The sequence below is a fragment of the Rhodococcus sp. GB-02 genome (assembly GCF_053470465.1).
The window spans coordinates 776,053-790,650 of record NZ_JBPUKE010000003.1; the positions used below are offsets into that span (position 1 = coordinate 776,053).

17 protein-coding genes are annotated in these 14,598 nt (G+C 61.5%); 3 read left to right on the forward strand and 14 right to left on the reverse strand.

What is annotated here, in order from left to right; genetic code table 11:
* Positions 1-9 precede the first annotated feature (9 nt).
* Together ACSW29_RS24060 and ACSW29_RS24065 are read right to left on the reverse strand one after the other, a co-directional pair.
* A complete protein-coding gene (locus ACSW29_RS24060; protein ID WP_448278491.1) occupies positions 10-144 on the reverse strand; it encodes a hypothetical protein in 135 nt (44 codons plus the stop codon).
* A gap of 130 nt (positions 145-274) precedes the next feature.
* The gene (locus ACSW29_RS24065) at positions 275-1,867 is read right to left on the reverse strand and encodes a D-alanyl-D-alanine carboxypeptidase/D-alanyl-D-alanine-endopeptidase (protein ID WP_448278492.1); all 1,593 of its coding nucleotides are present in this window, start codon (positions 1,865-1,867) and stop codon (positions 275-277) included.
* 86 nt (positions 1,868-1,953) lie between these two features.
* Here ACSW29_RS24065 and ACSW29_RS24070 point away from each other — a divergent pair, with 86 nt between their 5' ends.
* Together ACSW29_RS24070 and ACSW29_RS24075 are read left to right on the forward strand one after the other, a co-directional pair.
* A complete protein-coding gene (locus ACSW29_RS24070) occupies positions 1,954-3,279 on the forward strand; it encodes a serine hydrolase domain-containing protein (RefSeq protein ID WP_448278493.1) in 1,326 nt (441 codons plus the stop codon).
* Between the two features lie 43 nt (positions 3,280-3,322).
* Positions 3,323-3,961 (forward strand): PadR family transcriptional regulator, encoded by a 639-nt coding sequence (locus ACSW29_RS24075; protein ID WP_448278494.1) that lies wholly within the window; start codon positions 3,323-3,325, stop codon positions 3,959-3,961.
* Between the two features lie 241 nt (positions 3,962-4,202).
* Here the strand turns inward: ACSW29_RS24075 and ACSW29_RS24080 are convergent, their stop codons facing one another.
* A complete protein-coding gene (locus tag ACSW29_RS24080) occupies positions 4,203-4,604 on the reverse strand; it encodes a VOC family protein (protein WP_448278495.1) in 402 nt (133 codons plus the stop codon).
* A 345-nt stretch (positions 4,605-4,949) separates the two neighbouring features.
* On the opposite strand from ACSW29_RS24080, the gene ACSW29_RS24085 reads away from it, so the two are divergent.
* A complete protein-coding gene (locus ACSW29_RS24085; RefSeq protein ID WP_448278496.1) occupies positions 4,950-5,357 on the forward strand; it encodes a hypothetical protein in 408 nt (135 codons plus the stop codon).
* 132 nt (positions 5,358-5,489) lie between these two features.
* Here ACSW29_RS24085 and ACSW29_RS24090 read toward each other — a convergent pair whose 3' ends face one another.
* Genes ACSW29_RS24090 through ACSW29_RS24140 form a run of 11 tightly spaced genes read right to left on the reverse strand, consistent with a single transcriptional unit; the run spans position 5,490 to position 14,586 of the window.
* Entirely contained in the window at positions 5,490-6,239 is a 750-nt protein-coding gene (locus ACSW29_RS24090) for a DUF6390 family protein (RefSeq protein WP_347870845.1), read from the reverse strand.
* Complete coding sequence (hypE, locus tag ACSW29_RS24095) at positions 6,239-7,309, reverse strand: hydrogenase expression/formation protein HypE (RefSeq protein WP_317827788.1); 1,071 nt, start codon at positions 7,307-7,309, stop codon at positions 6,239-6,241. Before hypE ends, ACSW29_RS24090 begins: the two co-directional genes overlap by 1 nt.
* Positions 7,299-8,411, reverse strand: coding sequence for a hydrogenase formation protein HypD (gene hypD, locus ACSW29_RS24100; protein ID WP_230813056.1), 1,113 nt, complete (start codon positions 8,409-8,411; stop codon positions 7,299-7,301). The genes hypE and hypD overlap by 11 nt, the downstream gene beginning before the upstream one ends.
* Positions 8,408-8,707 carry a HypC/HybG/HupF family hydrogenase formation chaperone gene (locus ACSW29_RS24105; RefSeq protein ID WP_030535597.1) on the reverse strand — a complete coding sequence of 100 codons (300 nt, stop codon included), beginning with the start codon at positions 8,705-8,707 and terminating at the stop codon, positions 8,408-8,410. Before ACSW29_RS24105 ends, hypD begins: the two co-directional genes overlap by 4 nt.
* A gap of 16 nt (positions 8,708-8,723) precedes the next feature.
* Positions 8,724-11,012: a carbamoyltransferase HypF gene (hypF, locus tag ACSW29_RS24110; protein ID WP_448278497.1), complete on the reverse strand. Its 2,289-nt coding sequence runs from the start codon at positions 11,010-11,012 to the stop codon at positions 8,724-8,726.
* Positions 11,009-11,296, reverse strand: coding sequence for a HypC/HybG/HupF family hydrogenase formation chaperone (locus ACSW29_RS24115; RefSeq protein WP_230813054.1), 288 nt, complete (start codon positions 11,294-11,296; stop codon positions 11,009-11,011). Before ACSW29_RS24115 ends, hypF begins: the two co-directional genes overlap by 4 nt.
* A 3-nt stretch (positions 11,297-11,299) precedes the next feature.
* Positions 11,300-11,794 (reverse strand): hydrogenase maturation protease, encoded by a 495-nt coding sequence (locus tag ACSW29_RS24120; RefSeq protein WP_347870848.1) that lies wholly within the window; start codon positions 11,792-11,794, stop codon positions 11,300-11,302.
* Between the two features lie 6 nt (positions 11,795-11,800).
* Complete coding sequence (locus ACSW29_RS24125) at positions 11,801-11,920, reverse strand: DUF6893 family small protein (RefSeq protein WP_374227973.1); 120 nt, start codon at positions 11,918-11,920, stop codon at positions 11,801-11,803.
* A 49-nt stretch (positions 11,921-11,969) separates the two neighbouring features.
* Positions 11,970-13,334, reverse strand: coding sequence for a hypothetical protein (locus ACSW29_RS24130; RefSeq protein WP_347870849.1), 1,365 nt, complete (start codon positions 13,332-13,334; stop codon positions 11,970-11,972).
* The gene (locus ACSW29_RS24135; protein ID WP_317827792.1) at positions 13,331-13,969 is read right to left on the reverse strand and encodes a DUF6084 family protein; all 639 of its coding nucleotides are present in this window, start codon (positions 13,967-13,969) and stop codon (positions 13,331-13,333) included. The genes ACSW29_RS24130 and ACSW29_RS24135 overlap by 4 nt, the downstream gene beginning before the upstream one ends.
* Positions 13,966-14,586: a DUF5947 family protein gene (locus ACSW29_RS24140; RefSeq protein WP_448278498.1), complete on the reverse strand. Its 621-nt coding sequence runs from the start codon at positions 14,584-14,586 to the stop codon at positions 13,966-13,968. Before ACSW29_RS24140 ends, ACSW29_RS24135 begins: the two co-directional genes overlap by 4 nt.
* Positions 14,587-14,598: the final 12 nt, after the last annotated feature.

The window sequence follows — 14,598 nt, forward strand, 5'->3', positions numbered from 1 at the left end:
GAGTGGGCATCAGAAGATTCCGCCGATTCCCTTGCCGATCAGAACAACTCCGACGACGAAGATCAACACACTCATCACCGTGGTGTTGTTGTCTTGGAGCCAGACTTTGAGCGACAGTTGAACTGGCGATGATCGTGAAGACAAGGCCCAATCCCTTGACCGCGGTCATCTCGTCGATGGCTTGCATGTGCTGACACTCTGTGCGCCTACATCGTTCGTGCCTCATTCGAAAGGGATGAGTGCCCGAACCGCCGTACCTCTGTCTCGTCCCGTGTCAGCTCGTCTGTGCTTGTTGGAACGCAGCGGCAACACCGCCCACGTCACCCCCGACTTGGAAGACTCCACGAGGCAGATCGGGAAACACTGCATCGCTGACGGCCACGACGAACAGAAGTCGGCGATCGTCGGGGGTGATCATGTAACCCGAGAGCGCTTGAAGGGTCACGATCAACCTGCCGGTGTCGGCTTCGACGTCGGCGGATGTTCCCGTCTTACCGATGACCTTCCCCTTCGCGGGACTGTCGGATCCGACGCCGGACAGTGAACCTCGCTCACCGAGCACCGGTTGACCTGCCCAGAAGGCGTCTGCCCAGGGCTGCTGGTCCACCCAGTCGAGCCAGTTGACGACTGCCGCGGGTGTCGCTTGCGACGGATCTCCGCCCTGACCGTCCATGACCACAAGATCAGACGCTGCAATACCTGCTTTCTCCGCGAGTGCCCGGACGGTAGGTAGACCGTCACTGCACGACGACGATCCTGCCGCTACCGCCAACAGACATAAGAACGTGTTGGCGCCGGTGTTATAGCTGGTTGCGAGGATCATCCCTCCAGACTGCGAAAGTGGTGCTGATTGCAGGTTCGCGACTTGTCGACTGCCGGCATAGGTCCGATCGGCCGGCAGAGCAGCTGCGTTGTTGGTCCGAGATACTGTCGCGACATCGATTCCGTTGCGACGCAGCGCTTCTACGAACAGATGACGGGCCCACGTAGCTGCATCGGTGATGCGATAGACAGTCAGCGAGGTCTTTCCAGCCGGTACCGAACCGGTCACGTTGATCTGGGTGGGGTCGGACTGATCGGCTGCTGCCTTCAGTGTCGAGTCGCTACCTTCTTCACCTGTGGTGACCTGTGCATCGACGCGGAACAGGCTGTTTCCGGGAAGCATGTCGATGGTGGCGGGCTCACCTACCGCACCTGGGCTCGCCTGAATATCGACGAGGTTGTCGTTGACGAAGATCGACGGGACGAGGCCTTCGACGGTTTCGTAGGTGTCCCACAGACGAGGGTCCACCAGAACGTCGCCGTTTACCCGAGTGATGCCGGCGTCGGCTACTTGTCGTGCGAGATCGTTCAGGCCTGCCAGCGGATCGCCGGGCGCGAGAACAACTCCGGGTAGGGCGTCGGCGTACACGTGGTCGATGCCGTCAGTAGCGAAGTCGAATCGGCCCTGTGCCGCATTGCGCCCGCCGAGCGCAAGGTCACCGGAGCCGACGAGCACGAGATCACCGGTGAGGGTGCCCTCAACGGGAACGGAGGTGGCATACACGGGGGTCGTGACGGTGCGGTCCACGCCGAAGGTGTCGTAGGCGGTGCCGACGGTGAAGTGTTTGGTTTGTGAGGCCAGAAACATCGAGTTGTCAGCGTTGTTGCTGTAGATCACCTTGTCTGTGTCGGGGTCGACTACGAGATACGACCACCGAGCCATGGCGTATGGATCGGAGGTCATGATGCGGGTTGCCTCCTGCGGAATTTGCTGCGTCGGAGCCGATGCGATTTCGGAATTCGACGGCTGCGCCGAACATGCGGTGAGGACTACGCCGACGCTGACCAAGGCAGCGAAGGCACGAGCTGATGCGGTGTACGGCATGGGCGCTCCTGAGGATGCATGACTGATTTGTCGTAATTTACTGCAAAGTGCAGCATGCAGAGTGCAGTATCGCTTAAAGTCATTTCATGAACTCTGATGGGAAGTCGACGTCACGAGACGACGTCAAGGTTCGCAAAGTGGCCGTGGTCGGTATCGCCACGGCGTTATTGCTCTCAGCCTGTTCGTCCGCAACCGATTCCGCGTCCCCCTCCTCGTCAGCGCCGACCTCCGCCGGGTCTGCGGACAGCGCTGTCTTGTCTTTCGACAGCGCTGCAATGGATTCCGCCGTCTCCGAGAAGGCGGAGCAGTTCCGCGAGATCGCGATGGTGGTCATGATCACGACACCGACGCAGAAGTACGTCAACACGTGGGGTTCGGTCCGAGAAGGTGTGAACGAGCCTCCCACTCTGGACACCAAGGTTCGCGTGGGCTCGAACACCAAGACCTGGACCGGCTCGGCAATCCTGCAGTTGGTCGACGAGGGCAAGCTGGCGGTAACCGATCCGGTCAGCAAGTTCCGCCCCGATGTCCCCAACGGGGACAACATCACAATCGGCAACCTACTCGACATGCGTAGCGGCCTGTACAACTACACCGAAACCCTCGAACTCAACCGGGCGCTCGACGAGCAACCGGAACGAGTGTGGGCACCCGAGGAGCTACTGGCGATGGGCCTGAGCCAGCCGCCGTACTTCGCGCCCGACACCGGCTACCACTACTCCAACACCAACACCGTTCTCCTCGGCTTGATCGCCGAGAAGCTCGACGGCAAGCCGATTCAGCAGATCTTCGCGGACCGATTCTTCGGGCCACTCGCACTGACCGGGACATCGTTTCCTGCCAACACCGATACCAGCATCCCGACGCCTTATGCAGACGGCTACACCTACAGTGGGAACGTCGAAACGCTGGGCGAAGGCAAACAAGCGCTCCCGCAATCTCGCCTCGACGCGATCGCTGCAGGCACCGAAAGACCGACCGACACCACGATGCACAATCCTTCGTGGACGTGGTCCGCAGGTCAGGGAATCTCGACTGCGAACGACATGGCGACATGGGTCAAAGCCTTGGGCACCGGGTCACTCCTCACTCCGGCCACACACGAGTTGCGTTTGAACAGTGTGCAACCCACAGATGGCGAGGGATCCGCGGGATACGGATACGGCATCGCTCAAATGGGTCCGATGTACGGCCATATCGGCGAACTTCCCGGCTACAACTCCTTCATGGGGTACGACCCGGTCAACGATGTGACCATGGTGGTGTGGGGAAATCTGGCCCCAACCGCTGATGGTTTCGCGCCGGCGTCTGCAGTCGCTGGAGCGCTCGTCCCCTTCATCTACGGCAAACCCGCACAGGATGCATCCGACGACATCGCCGACACCGAGGATGCGAACGGCGAAGGGAAGTAACACTTGTAGGCTTGGATCCCAACCGCGGAGCGAAGGGAGCCATGTGGCTCAGCGTGATCTCACACCCACCTCGTACATGATCCTGGGACTGCTGACAGCCAAGGACTGGTCCGCATACGAAATCGCCGAACAGGTCGGACGCGGGGTCGCCGAATTGTGGCCCAGCGCCGACCGACAGCGATACAACGCCCCAAAAATACTGCTCGAGCGCGGCCTGGTCACGGCCACCACGGTCACAAAAGGCACTCAGCGCTCCCGCACCGTCTACTCCATCACCGACGAAGGCCGAACCGCGCTGAGCGACTGGCTCGCCACCCAGTCCACGCCTCCGGCCTTGCAGTTCGAAGGCATGATTCGCGTGATCTTTGCCCACCAAGGGACGATCGACGACCTGCGGTCCAACCTGACCACCATACGCGAACAGGCAACTCAATCCCGAAGTCTGTTCGTCTCACACGCACAACGAATTTCGGCTCCCGAAGCCGGCACACTCCCCCAACAAAATCACCTGATGGCACTGGCGAACCGATTCATGATCGGCCATTTCAACCACATCGCAGAATGGGCCGACTGGGCATTGGAAGAAACTGCAGACTGGCCCGACACGGTGCAACCCGCAACAACCCACCGAAAGCGCACCCTCTCCACCCTCGCCCGTGCGATAGACGACGGAAGTAGCTAGTTCCCCCCGAAAGTCATCGGACGCCGGTCCGACACCATCTCGAAACCAGTTCGATCAGCGATCTGGAAGAGAACAGTCCGACGGACGCGGACCGCGGGCGAATGATCAGAGAAGGCGAGACCCGCAAAGTCCGGTGAAGAACGAGGATTCCAAGTGCACGGCCGGGAAAGATGTCGACAGCCGACGGCGGCCGCACTGGACGACGTTGAATCTGCAGTAATTTCTCCTCGGCGTGGTTAGTTCACGGGTAGGCGGCGATCTCGATGAGGTTTCCGTCGGGGTCGCGACAATAGTGCGAGACCATCTCGCCGAGGGCACCCAGTCTGGTCACGGGCCCGTCAAGTACCTCGACCCCACAGTTCTCCAGTTGCTCGCGGACAGTTCCAGGTGACGCAAGAGTGATGAAGCACAAATCCTCGGAACCTGCCGCCTCGACGGCGCCGGTGGTCCAGGCCGGGTCTTGCTCCACCGATCCGAGAGGCCTCAGATTGATCTTCTGATTTCCGAACTTCACTGCGGTGCGCGCCGAAGGGCCGAATATCTCGATCGTCATTCCGAGTACCTTCGCGTACCACTGGGCGGTGGCGTCGACGTCACGACAGTTGATCACGATGTGGTCGAACCGTTCGACGGAGAATTCCATGATTGTGCACCTTGTCCTTGCCGTCAGTGCCGTCGCCAAATCACCTTACAGAGCGGACCCTTGGCTGCCATTTCGCGATGGATGACCCGCAACCGCCCGCTGCGTTTGCCCGTCTGTTCGTGAGGTTCACCTGTCTGTTCGTGGGGTTCGAAGGGAGGGCTCACCAGCCCGCACTGCCCGTCGAGCATTGGCCAATATGCCCATGCTAGGGAGATATTAGAAGAGTTGGTCCTCGGGGAACCCTTACACGGCCGTCAGGAATGCGCGGGGCGCATCACGTCCCCGCAACCGCTCGTAACGCGAAACGGCACCGAATCGCCGGTCAAGCGACTAGCGTCGAATCGTATGACTGCACTCAACGCTCTTGCACGTACCGGTGTCACTGTCTTTGCGGCCCTTGCGATCTCCGGCGTGATGTTGCCGGGGACCGCGGCAGCGGCGCCGAGTACGGTTCCGTTCCAGGTCGACCCTTACATCCCGCTCGTCGACTTACCCACACCCCGCCTTGCCGCGAGCATCGGCGAAGAGCCGGGCGTCGCTGTGCTGCACGTACGCCGCGCACCCGGAGACGGAAACCCCCACTCCGCGGTCGTCCACTGGCTCAGCCTCGGTACTGGAGCGTACGGATCAGCATCATTTCCGACACTGGATGCACAACCCGTCACCATTCGTCCGGGCTCGGGTCAGGTCGTCGCATACGTCGATCCCCAGGCGATCGGTACACCGGGCTTCGGAACCTTCTTCGTCCCCTGACACCTGCGTGTCCGCCAGACTGAGGTCCCTGCGCTGACAGGGCACTGTCGCGTCGACATCTCATCAGCAGCAATGACGCAGAGTCCGCTTCAGATGGGCGGAGGACACTGGTGTCAGTCCCGCCTACGACGATCACGTACCGGTCGACAGCATCTCGTTCGCGATCTGCAGTGCAGAGTCTTCCGCGGCATCCAACGCATGTGACTGCTCTGCAGTGATGCTGTCGCACAGCCAATCCCAGTGCATCGTCACCACGGCGCCCAGGAGGGGCATCGCCGCAAGTGAGCGGCCGTCTACGCTCCATCGGACTCGCTGCGTTACCGGCGTGCCTCGTGCGAGTTTCTCGCCGTCGAACTCGAGCGGGGAGGAAGCCACCAACGCGTGCTCCTCGCCGACGTCCTCGACCACTCCCCATCTGATCCGGCAATTCTGGAGGACGGACAGTGGGACCGTACCGCGCTTCCGTAGAAGTTTGACCCACGGATACACCAGAAGTACGTGAAAGCTGTGGTGAGCGAGCGCGCGGTCCCGTTCCTCGAGGACGGGGAGGAACCCAGTGTTCTCGCGTTCACCGAAGGCCGTTCTCAGGTGCTGCAACAACTTCCCCGAATCGAGAGAGTCGAGGAGATCACCTCCCACCCAATAAGCTTCGATCACTCGCGGATCCAGGGGGTCGTCGATGCCCGCACTTACGGCCAATGCCTCGAGGTACGGCCACGCACCGTCGAATTGACGAGCGCGGTCACGGTCGCCACTCGCCGAGATGCCGTGGGCCTGTCGAAGCAGCACGGAAGGATCATCGGGTCCGCAGTAACCCAACTCGTTCGGCGGATACGCGTAACGAGCAAACAACACCGGCCCGTCCATATCGACGGCAGTCATCAGCAGATCCGCGGGAGTTGTTCACCCGCCGGCAAATCCACTACCCGATTGCCTCCCAATGCTGTTCGCGCCACCACCATTCCGCGATGTTCGGCCACGCACTCCCCGATGACGGCAGCTCCCACACTCAGTGGATTACCGCGCATCGCTTCCAGGACTCGGTCGGCATCTTCGCGTGGAACAAAAGCGATCAACTTGCCCTCGTTTGCGACGTACAACGGATCCAAGCCGAGTAGCCCACAGGCATCGCGCACGTCAGCGGGAATCGGCAGATCTCGCTCCACCAGCGCAACCCCGATGTTCGACGCCTGAGCGATCTCGTTGAGGGTCGCGGCAACTCCGCCCCGGGTAGGGTCGCGCAAGACATGGATGTCGACGCCGGTGGCAATCATGTGGGCGACCACGCCGTTCAAGGAAGCACAATCACTGCGCACCTCGGTCCCGAATTCGAGACCTTCGCGACAACTCATCACGGCTACTCCGTGAACGCCGATGTCGCCGCTGACTATCACGACGTCACCTTCTTGTGCGCGGGTGGGATTGATGTCAACACCATCGGCGACAATCCCGATTCCCGCGGTGTTGATGAAGACTCCGTCGCCGTGACCGGCATCGACAACCTTCGTGTCACCCGTCACCAGTCGGACGCCGGCAACGCGCGCGGCCTGCCCGAGCGCCTGCGCGATTCCCGCGATGTCGGTCAGCGCCGTCCCTTCTTCGAGGATGAATGCCGTCGACATCACCAATGGCTGCGCTCCCGCCATCGCCAGGTCGTTCACCGTTCCGTTGACTGCAAGGTCACCGATCGTTCCGCCGGGAAACACCATGGGTTTCACGACGTACGAGTCGGTCGAGAAGGCGAGCCGCACCCCGCCGACATCGAATACGGCCGAGTCACCGAGTTCTGCATCGGCAGCGCTTCCGAACGAGGGCAGGAACAGGTGCTCGATGAGCTCGGCGGACATCGCTCCCCCACCACCGTGCCCCATGACGATGTTCGGCGAATCACGCAGCGGCAGTGGGCAGACCCACGCCGACAAGTCCACGACAGCGGTCTCCTCAGCCGGCATGACCCGCCTCCTGAAGTTCCAGGCGCCGGTACAGGTAGTACGCAGCGCACGCCCCCTCGGACGACACCATCGTGGCACCGAGCGGATTCCGCGGAGTGCATTCCTTCCCGAAGGCACTGCACTCGTGTGGCTTGATCAAGCCTTGCAACACTTCTCCGGAACGGCAGACGCTCGACTCGTCAGTGTGGATATCGGTCACCGAAAAACGCTCCTCCGCATCAAAATACGCATACTTCGGTGCCAACTGCCAACCGCTGTCCGGGATCGATCCGATGCCGCGCCATGTCCGATCCGACACCGCGAACACGTCCTCGAGCATTGCCTTCGCCGCGGTATTGCCCTCGGCCGTGACAGCACGGGCGTAGGCATTTTCGACCTCGTATCGACCCGATTCCAACTGCAGCACCGTCTTTCTGATGCCCTCAAGCAGATCCAGCGGCTCGAATCCGGTGACGACGATCGGGACCTTGTACTTCTCGGCGAGCGCCGGGTACTCCGAAGTTCCCATCACACTGCACACATGCCCGGCCGCCAGAAATGCCTGCACGCGGCACTCTGGCGAGTCCATGATCGCGGCCATCGCCGGCGGGACCAGAACATGCGAGACGAGTAGCGAGAAGTTCTCGATACCCAGGCGATTGGCCTGATAGACGGTCATGGCGTTGGCCGGCGCGGTGGTCTCGAATCCGATCCCGAAGAACACCACTTGTCGGTCCGGATTCTCCTTGGCAATAGTCAGTGCATCCAACGGTGAGTACACCACCCGTACGTCGCCGCCGGCGCTCTTGATCCGGAACAGATCCGACGAACTCCCTGGAACCCGCAACATGTCCCCGAAGGAGCAGAAAATGACATCGGGTCTTGCCGCGATTTCAAGAGCTTTGTCGATGATCTCGAGCGGGGTGACGCAGACCGGGCATCCGGGTCCGTGGATCATCTCGATCTCTTGCGGAAGTAGTTGATCGATGCCGTGTCTGATGATCGAATGTGTCTGACCACCACACACTTCCATGATCGCCCATCGCCGTGTGGCCAGCGCGCGGATCTGATCCAGCAGTTTGCCGGCCAGTTCCGGATCGGAGAACTCGTCCAGATACTTCATGATTCTTTCTCCTTCGGTTCGATCCCCGCGGCCCGGGCAGCCCTTTCGAACCCGTCACCGAATTCCTCTTCGAGTACGCCGAGGTGCTCGAATTCCGCCAGCGTGCTGCGAGCGGATTCCTCGTCGAGTCGCTGGATGGCAAATCCGACGTGCACCACGACGTACTCGCCGACTTGGGCGCCCGGAATGTACTCGAGGCACACTTCTTTTCGGACGCCACCGAAGTTCACCACCGACATCGTCGTTCCGTCGCGTTCCTCCAGGGACTCGATACGTCCTGGTACGGCTAGGCACATGGCGTAACTCCTGACTTCATGACGAACTCCCGACCAGCACTTGGCCGTAGGCGATACCGCCGTCGTTCGGTGGCAACTCCAGTCCTGTCAACGGCGTGAATCCAGCGTCTCCGAGCAGAGCACACGCCCGAACGAGCAGGAGCGGGTTCTGGAAGACACCTCCGGTGAGTACTACCTCGTCCACTCCCGCCAGTTCCCGGCCACGAATTGTCCACTCGAGCACCAGATGCGCTACGGATTCGTGGAAACGGGCGCCGATCACTTCGGCGGGCACCTTCTCCCGAAGATCGCGGACAACAGCCCGAATGACCGACCGCGGATCTGCTGTCCACGAATCGTCGTCCGACTGCATCCAGTCGAAGGTGTACCGCGAACCGGCGCAGTCGACTCCCCTCGACACCCCCTCCAACTCGACGGCAGCCTGCGCTTCGTAGTCGACCCTCTGTCGGACCCCGGTCAGCGAGGAGACTGCGTCGAACAACCGCCCCATGCTGGAGGTGTCCACACACCCGAAACCGGTCTCCAACTGATGAAGTAGAACCGACTGCTCCCGGGGCGGACAGGCTGCCACGGGCGCGAGGTCGGATTCCCATTCCAACCCCGCATGCCACAGGTGGGCGAGCGCCATTCGGTACGGCCGTTCCACTCCGGCATCGCCCCCGGCCAGCGGCACGTATCCCAGATGCGCGAGACGGCGATAACCCTTGTACGTCGCCAACAGTAGTTCCCCTCCCCACACTGCGCCGTCCGCCCCGTAACCGGTGCCGTCGAACGCTATTCCGAGAACTGGTTCGCTCCCGTCCTGACCGTTCTCCCCCATCACGGAAGCCACATGTGCGTGGTGATGCCCGACGACGCGCACCGGTCGGTCACCACTACGACTGCGAGCCCACGAGGACGAGCGATACCGCGGATGTTCGTCACAGACAATCTGGTGCGGCACTACTCCCGTGATCGATTCGAAGTGACTCTCCGACGCCGCAAAACTGTCGATAACAGCGAGGTCGCCCATGTCGCCGATGTGCTGACTCGGCCACACATATCCGCCCTCGGCAAGACAGAAGGTGTTCTTCAGGTCGGCCCCGACCGCCAAGGTAGGCGGTACGTCGAACGGCGCGGTGACGGGCAGCGGAGCATATCCGCGCGAGCGACGAAGCAACAGTCGTCGGCTGTCCACTATTCGCATCACCGAGTCGTCACACGGTATCAAGATCGGACGGTTGTGGGTCAATACCCCGTCGGCCAGATCGCCCAATCGATCGAGATCGTTGTCGGAGTATAGAATCGGCTCTCCACCGATGTTCGCCGATGTCATAACCAACACCGCCGGCCCCGCAGCTTCTCCGGCCAAACCCAGAAGAAGATGCTGAATCGGGTTGTATGCCAGCATGATTCCGATATCCGGAATGTCGGGGGCAATCAAGGGCGAAAGCGTGTAGCCAGACGCTTTGGCAACCAGCACTATCGGGCGCTCGCGCGAGGACATGGCGTCAGCCTCGGCATCCCCGACCGCACCGAGCTCTCTGGCTTCTCGCACATCTCGCACCATCACCGCCAGCGGCTTGCTTGCTCGATGCTTGCGTACACGCAATTCGTGGACCACGCGATCATCGCGGGCATCGCAGGCCAGGTGGAAACCTCCAATCCCCTTGACAGCAAGTATCTTCCCGTCTCGTAGTAGCGATCGGGCTCGTAGCAGTGCAGCCTCGCCACTCACCTCGCCCGTGCCCCGTTCCACGAATGAGAGCGTCGGACCGCACTCCGGGCAGGCAATCGGTTGCGCGTGAAACCGGCGGTCCGATGGATCCACGTACTCCGCCGCACAAGCCGTGCACAACGGGAACCGTTTCATCGTCGTGGCGGCCCGGTCGTATGGCAGCGACTCGATGATCGTGAATCGTGGACCACAATTGGTACAGGTGATGAAGGGATGACGAAATCGCCGATCGCCGGGATCGGTCAGTTCCCGGAGGCAATCGTCGCAGATCCCGACGTCGGCCGGCGCCAAGGTTCGCCCGACGGAAACTGCATCCGTCTCGATTATGCAAAACCCCTGACGACCTACCGGTCGCGAGTCCTCGCGCTCTACCGACTCCACCCGGGCCAGCGGTGGGGGGCGGTTTCGCACCCGAGCGACAAATGCATCGATTGTCTCTCCGTCGCCTTCGACGTCGATCACGACACCGAGAGCAGAATTTCCCACCGAACCCGAGAGTCCCAACTCGGTGGCGGTCGCATGAACGAACGGCCGGAATCCCACCCCCTGGACTACGCCACGAACGATGACACGGCAGGCGATGATCATGTCCCGACCTCGCCCGTACGAGTATCGGAGTCGTCGATCTCACCGTCATGACCACCACGGCCCATCAGTTCGAGGCCTGCCCGAGCGTGGCGTGCTCCCTGCTCGTCGACCTTCTCGACTGCAAAGCCCATGTGGATCACCACCCAGTCACCTGCCGTGACGGTGCCTTCGTCGAGCATGCCGATGTTGACCTTGCGTGGCGCACCTTCCACGTCGACGAGGGCGAGTTGACCGCCGTACCCGTCCAGTAGTTCGCGTACCCGTCCCGGAATCCCCAGACACATGACTCACACCTCCGGCCCCAAGGTGGTGGCATCACAATCCACGTCGATCGACCGGACGAGTGCCATCACCGCAGAGGCGGCTTGCCCCACCGAATCACGCATCTCTGCACTCAATCCGATTCCGTCGCCAGTCGATTTCGCGTGTGCCCCCACCACGAACGTCCGCGGGAGTGTTCCGCCGAGCGCCTGCAGGCTGGCAAACACCGAACTCGGATGCATCGAGTGCGCGTCGAAACCTCCTTGCGTGCCTTCACTTTCGGGGTCCACTTCGACGATCGCGAGCTTCCCCGGGACTCCGGTCACCGGTAAGGCGTCGATCAGCACCAGCGCGTCCCACGACTCCAACAAGTCGTAGGCCAGATGCACCCCCCGAATTCCGTAGTCGACCAGGCGAGCTCCCGACGGGAGAATCTCATGCTGCAGCGCCCGAACAACTTCGGGGCCGAATCCGTCGTCTTCGAGAAATATGTTTCCGACACCTGCAATCAGCACGCGCACAGCGTTTTACATCTTTCGCATTCGCAGATAGCGCTGGATGTCCGGCATCGACACCACCAGAACGACCGCGGCTGCGATCGCGGTGGCGCCGAGAAGTGCCGTCGACAGCAATCCCATGTTCCTCATTGCGAGTTCTCCTCTCGATAGCTGTGAAGTCCGATAGCTGTGAAGTACGTCAACTCGCGCTGTCTCGCGGCATCGGCTCTATCTCGTCCGGCGCGAAGTACAGGTAGCGGCCGTACCAGTTGTGCAGATCGGCGGCCGGATCGTCCAAGAGTGTCACCCCAACATGAATGTCGCCGTCCACGTCTTCATGAATGGTGGCGACGTGGGCGATCCGGCCGTCGAAGAACAGGTCCTGCGCATCAGCGCGACGTGAGGGGTGAAGGCGAACTGTACTGCCACCGGAGACGCGGACGCCGTTGATCAGAACTGCGTCGGTGCGTGGTTGAACACTGGTGTCGGCTTCCGGGGTCCACCAGTCCACGCCGTCAGGCACCTCGGGTATCAGATCAGAACCGGCGTGCGGATATCGCAGCACACCGTGCAGGCCGGCTAGATCATCGTCCGTCAAGTGCTCACATCGGTCGATGATGTCGGCAGCTTTGGAGTCGGTTGCCCGCGCCCGCGCCTTTTCCGCGTCGGTCATGGCAAGGATTCTCAGGGTGAGAATTTCGTCGATCTCCGTCGAATCGAAGAGAGATCCCTCGCTCTGCGGCGCAATCTCGGGAAAGTCGTACAAGATGATCGGTGACACCAGAACGGTGGGTGATGTACCAGGGTGAGTGTGGTCCTCGGCCCCCGCAAGCACTGGATAACAGCGATTTTGCCGCAGCGACTCCAAGTGATCTGCGTCTTCGAACATCGACAGGAACCTCGAGCCTGTGCAGTTCAAAATGACGTGAGTGCCGAGCATCGATTGCGCCGTGGCCGTGCCCTTGTCCCTTGCGTCGACGCTCGTGGCATTCATGATCTTCACGGAAATCACCGTGCGTCCGACCCCGGCGGCGGCGCTCACTGCCAAGAAGCCATTCACCGGAAGCCGTGTCCGGACGATCCGTCCGACCACCCTGCCCCGAGAGTCCGACAGAGTCTCTCCGTCGACAACTCCCACTGCACAGAAGGTTTCTTCGACGCCGCCCTCGAGTTCGTCCAAACCCCACGGACCCAACACGATCTCGGATTCGGTGGCTTCGTCCCACGAGATCGACTCGCGCTCGTCGACTACCAACCGATCGACCGGGATCCACGCGCCGCCTGCGCCGAGTCGTTCAACCGTCCGCGACTGGTGATGCAGAAACCTCACAGTCGCAGTCACTTCGACGCCGCTCCGCTCGAATTCGCCGAGCAGACATTGCGCGGACATCGACGGTTCCTCCCCGACTCCGACCTCGGCGGCGCCTGGCGGTCCGAGAACCCCGAACTGCCAACGGGATTGATTCTTCGCCGAGCCGGCCCGGTAGGGATAGAGAAGATAGCCCTCGTAGAGGACAGCGTCGGCCACGGCCCGAACGTCGTGATCCATCTCAGCTCGAGTCATCGCTGCACCTGGCTCGCCGTCAGCAACTGCCGCACGGCTGAATCGAGGTCCGTGAGGCCGTGGGCAGACTTGAATCGCACGAGATCGGCAATCGTCTCATGGTCGAGGCGTACCCAGCCGGAGGCCGGATAATGCGTGGCCATCAGCTGTTTCCACACGTCGACCGGCAATTCGTAGGCAGCAGATCTGTCCCACGGGATCTGCTGGACCGAGAAACCGCGTTGTCCGTCGGTGAATACCGTGCCGCTCAGTAGTACCACGATCGGAATCGTTCCGTCACGGAGTGCGTGCATGTACTTCGACGCCGTCACCGAGAAGTCGTACGTACACGCCATGGGTAAGGCTACGACCGTGGTTCCGGTGAATCCTTGAACGACCGTGGAGCATTCCATCCACAGGAAGGTGCGCAGCGTACTCGACCAACGCTCCCGCGGACCGAAGAGATCGCGCAGACCTTCCCCTTCCGCGTCGGAGTACGGTCGGCGGTGGGGTTCGATTCGAACCTGAGCGCGCAGAGCCACCGCACGGACGGTCGCGCCGGTGGATTCCGACATTCTCAATCTCACCGTCAGATTCGGCGTAACCGCGTACGGTTCCACCTCCACGTTGTCGACCGAGAAGTCGAGAACAGTCATGCCGACCTGCTTCGCGCCTCGACGCGCCCGAAGAACTCGTCCACTGCGCGTGCGGCATCCTGGCCACCGTCGAATCCGCGCCACACGGTGCGCAACCGTCCCACCAGCTCGTAACAGGCGTCGATGGGAACAACGAAGCATCTCGGCGATTGCCCTGACGTGGGCACGGACACTATCAAGGCCTCGACGTCGGCGCGCATCTGCGAGAGCCCCGGATTCTCGTCGTGCACAGTCTCGAACGCGTCGATGGGCAACTCGGATTCGGTAGCTCCGGCCGGTCCCGGGTAGAAGACTATGTACTTGTCGAGGAGTGAGTTTCGAAAGAAGAATGCCAGGCCGACGGGGATTTCCAGAGACTCCCACCGGCCAGGTCCTAGGTCGAAGTTCGGAAATTCGAGATACCTATCGGGAACCGCCTTGTATCGAAGGTCTGCGTCGATCGGCGCAAAGAGTAGATAGCAGGGACGGCACACGCACATCAGGCTCCGGACCTGTACGTCCACGACGTGTTGGTGTTCGTCACCTATGCCCGCCGCGCACATCTCACACCGCGGTCCGGTCGGAACGGCGCGCGTCGAGGCGATTCGTGTGAGCACCTCTCCCACAGTGACTTTCATAACCGGGCTGCG

What these genes read in the sequence shown, in the direction of transcription:
- ACSW29_RS24070 (WP_448278493.1), top strand. Translation starts at nt 1,954, where the DNA reads ATGAACTCTGATGGGAAGTCGACGTCACGAGACGACGTCAAGGTTCGC.
- ACSW29_RS24065 (WP_448278492.1), bottom strand. Translation starts at nt 1,867, where the DNA reads ATGCCGTACACCGCATCAGCTCGTGCCTTCGCTGCCTTGGTCAGCGTC.
- ACSW29_RS24140 (WP_448278498.1), bottom strand. Translation starts at nt 14,586, where the DNA reads ATGAAAGTCACTGTGGGAGAGGTGCTCACACGAATCGCCTCGACGCGC.
- ACSW29_RS24105 (WP_030535597.1), bottom strand. Translation starts at nt 8,707, where the DNA reads ATGTGCCTAGCCGTACCAGGACGTATCGAGTCCCTGGAGGAACGCGAC.
- hypD (WP_230813056.1), bottom strand. Translation starts at nt 8,411, where the DNA reads ATGAAGTATCTGGACGAGTTCTCCGATCCGGAACTGGCCGGCAAACTG.
- hypF (WP_448278497.1), bottom strand. Translation starts at nt 11,012, where the DNA reads ATGATCATCGCCTGCCGTGTCATCGTTCGTGGCGTAGTCCAGGGGGTG.
- ACSW29_RS24085 (WP_448278496.1), top strand. Translation starts at nt 4,950, where the DNA reads ATGACTGCACTCAACGCTCTTGCACGTACCGGTGTCACTGTCTTTGCG.
- ACSW29_RS24090 (WP_347870845.1), bottom strand. Translation starts at nt 6,239, where the DNA reads ATGACTGCCGTCGATATGGACGGGCCGGTGTTGTTTGCTCGTTACGCG.
- ACSW29_RS24130 (WP_347870849.1), bottom strand. Translation starts at nt 13,334, where the DNA reads ATGACTCGAGCTGAGATGGATCACGACGTTCGGGCCGTGGCCGACGCT.
- ACSW29_RS24115 (WP_230813054.1), bottom strand. Translation starts at nt 11,296, where the DNA reads ATGTGTCTGGGGATTCCGGGACGGGTACGCGAACTACTGGACGGGTAC.
- hypE (WP_317827788.1), bottom strand. Translation starts at nt 7,309, where the DNA reads ATGCCGGCTGAGGAGACCGCTGTCGTGGACTTGTCGGCGTGGGTCTGC.
- ACSW29_RS24125 (WP_374227973.1), bottom strand. Translation starts at nt 11,920, where the DNA reads ATGAGGAACATGGGATTGCTGTCGACGGCACTTCTCGGCGCCACCGCG.
- ACSW29_RS24135 (WP_317827792.1), bottom strand. Translation starts at nt 13,969, where the DNA reads ATGACTGTTCTCGACTTCTCGGTCGACAACGTGGAGGTGGAACCGTAC.
- ACSW29_RS24080 (WP_448278495.1), bottom strand. Translation starts at nt 4,604, where the DNA reads ATGGAATTCTCCGTCGAACGGTTCGACCACATCGTGATCAACTGTCGT.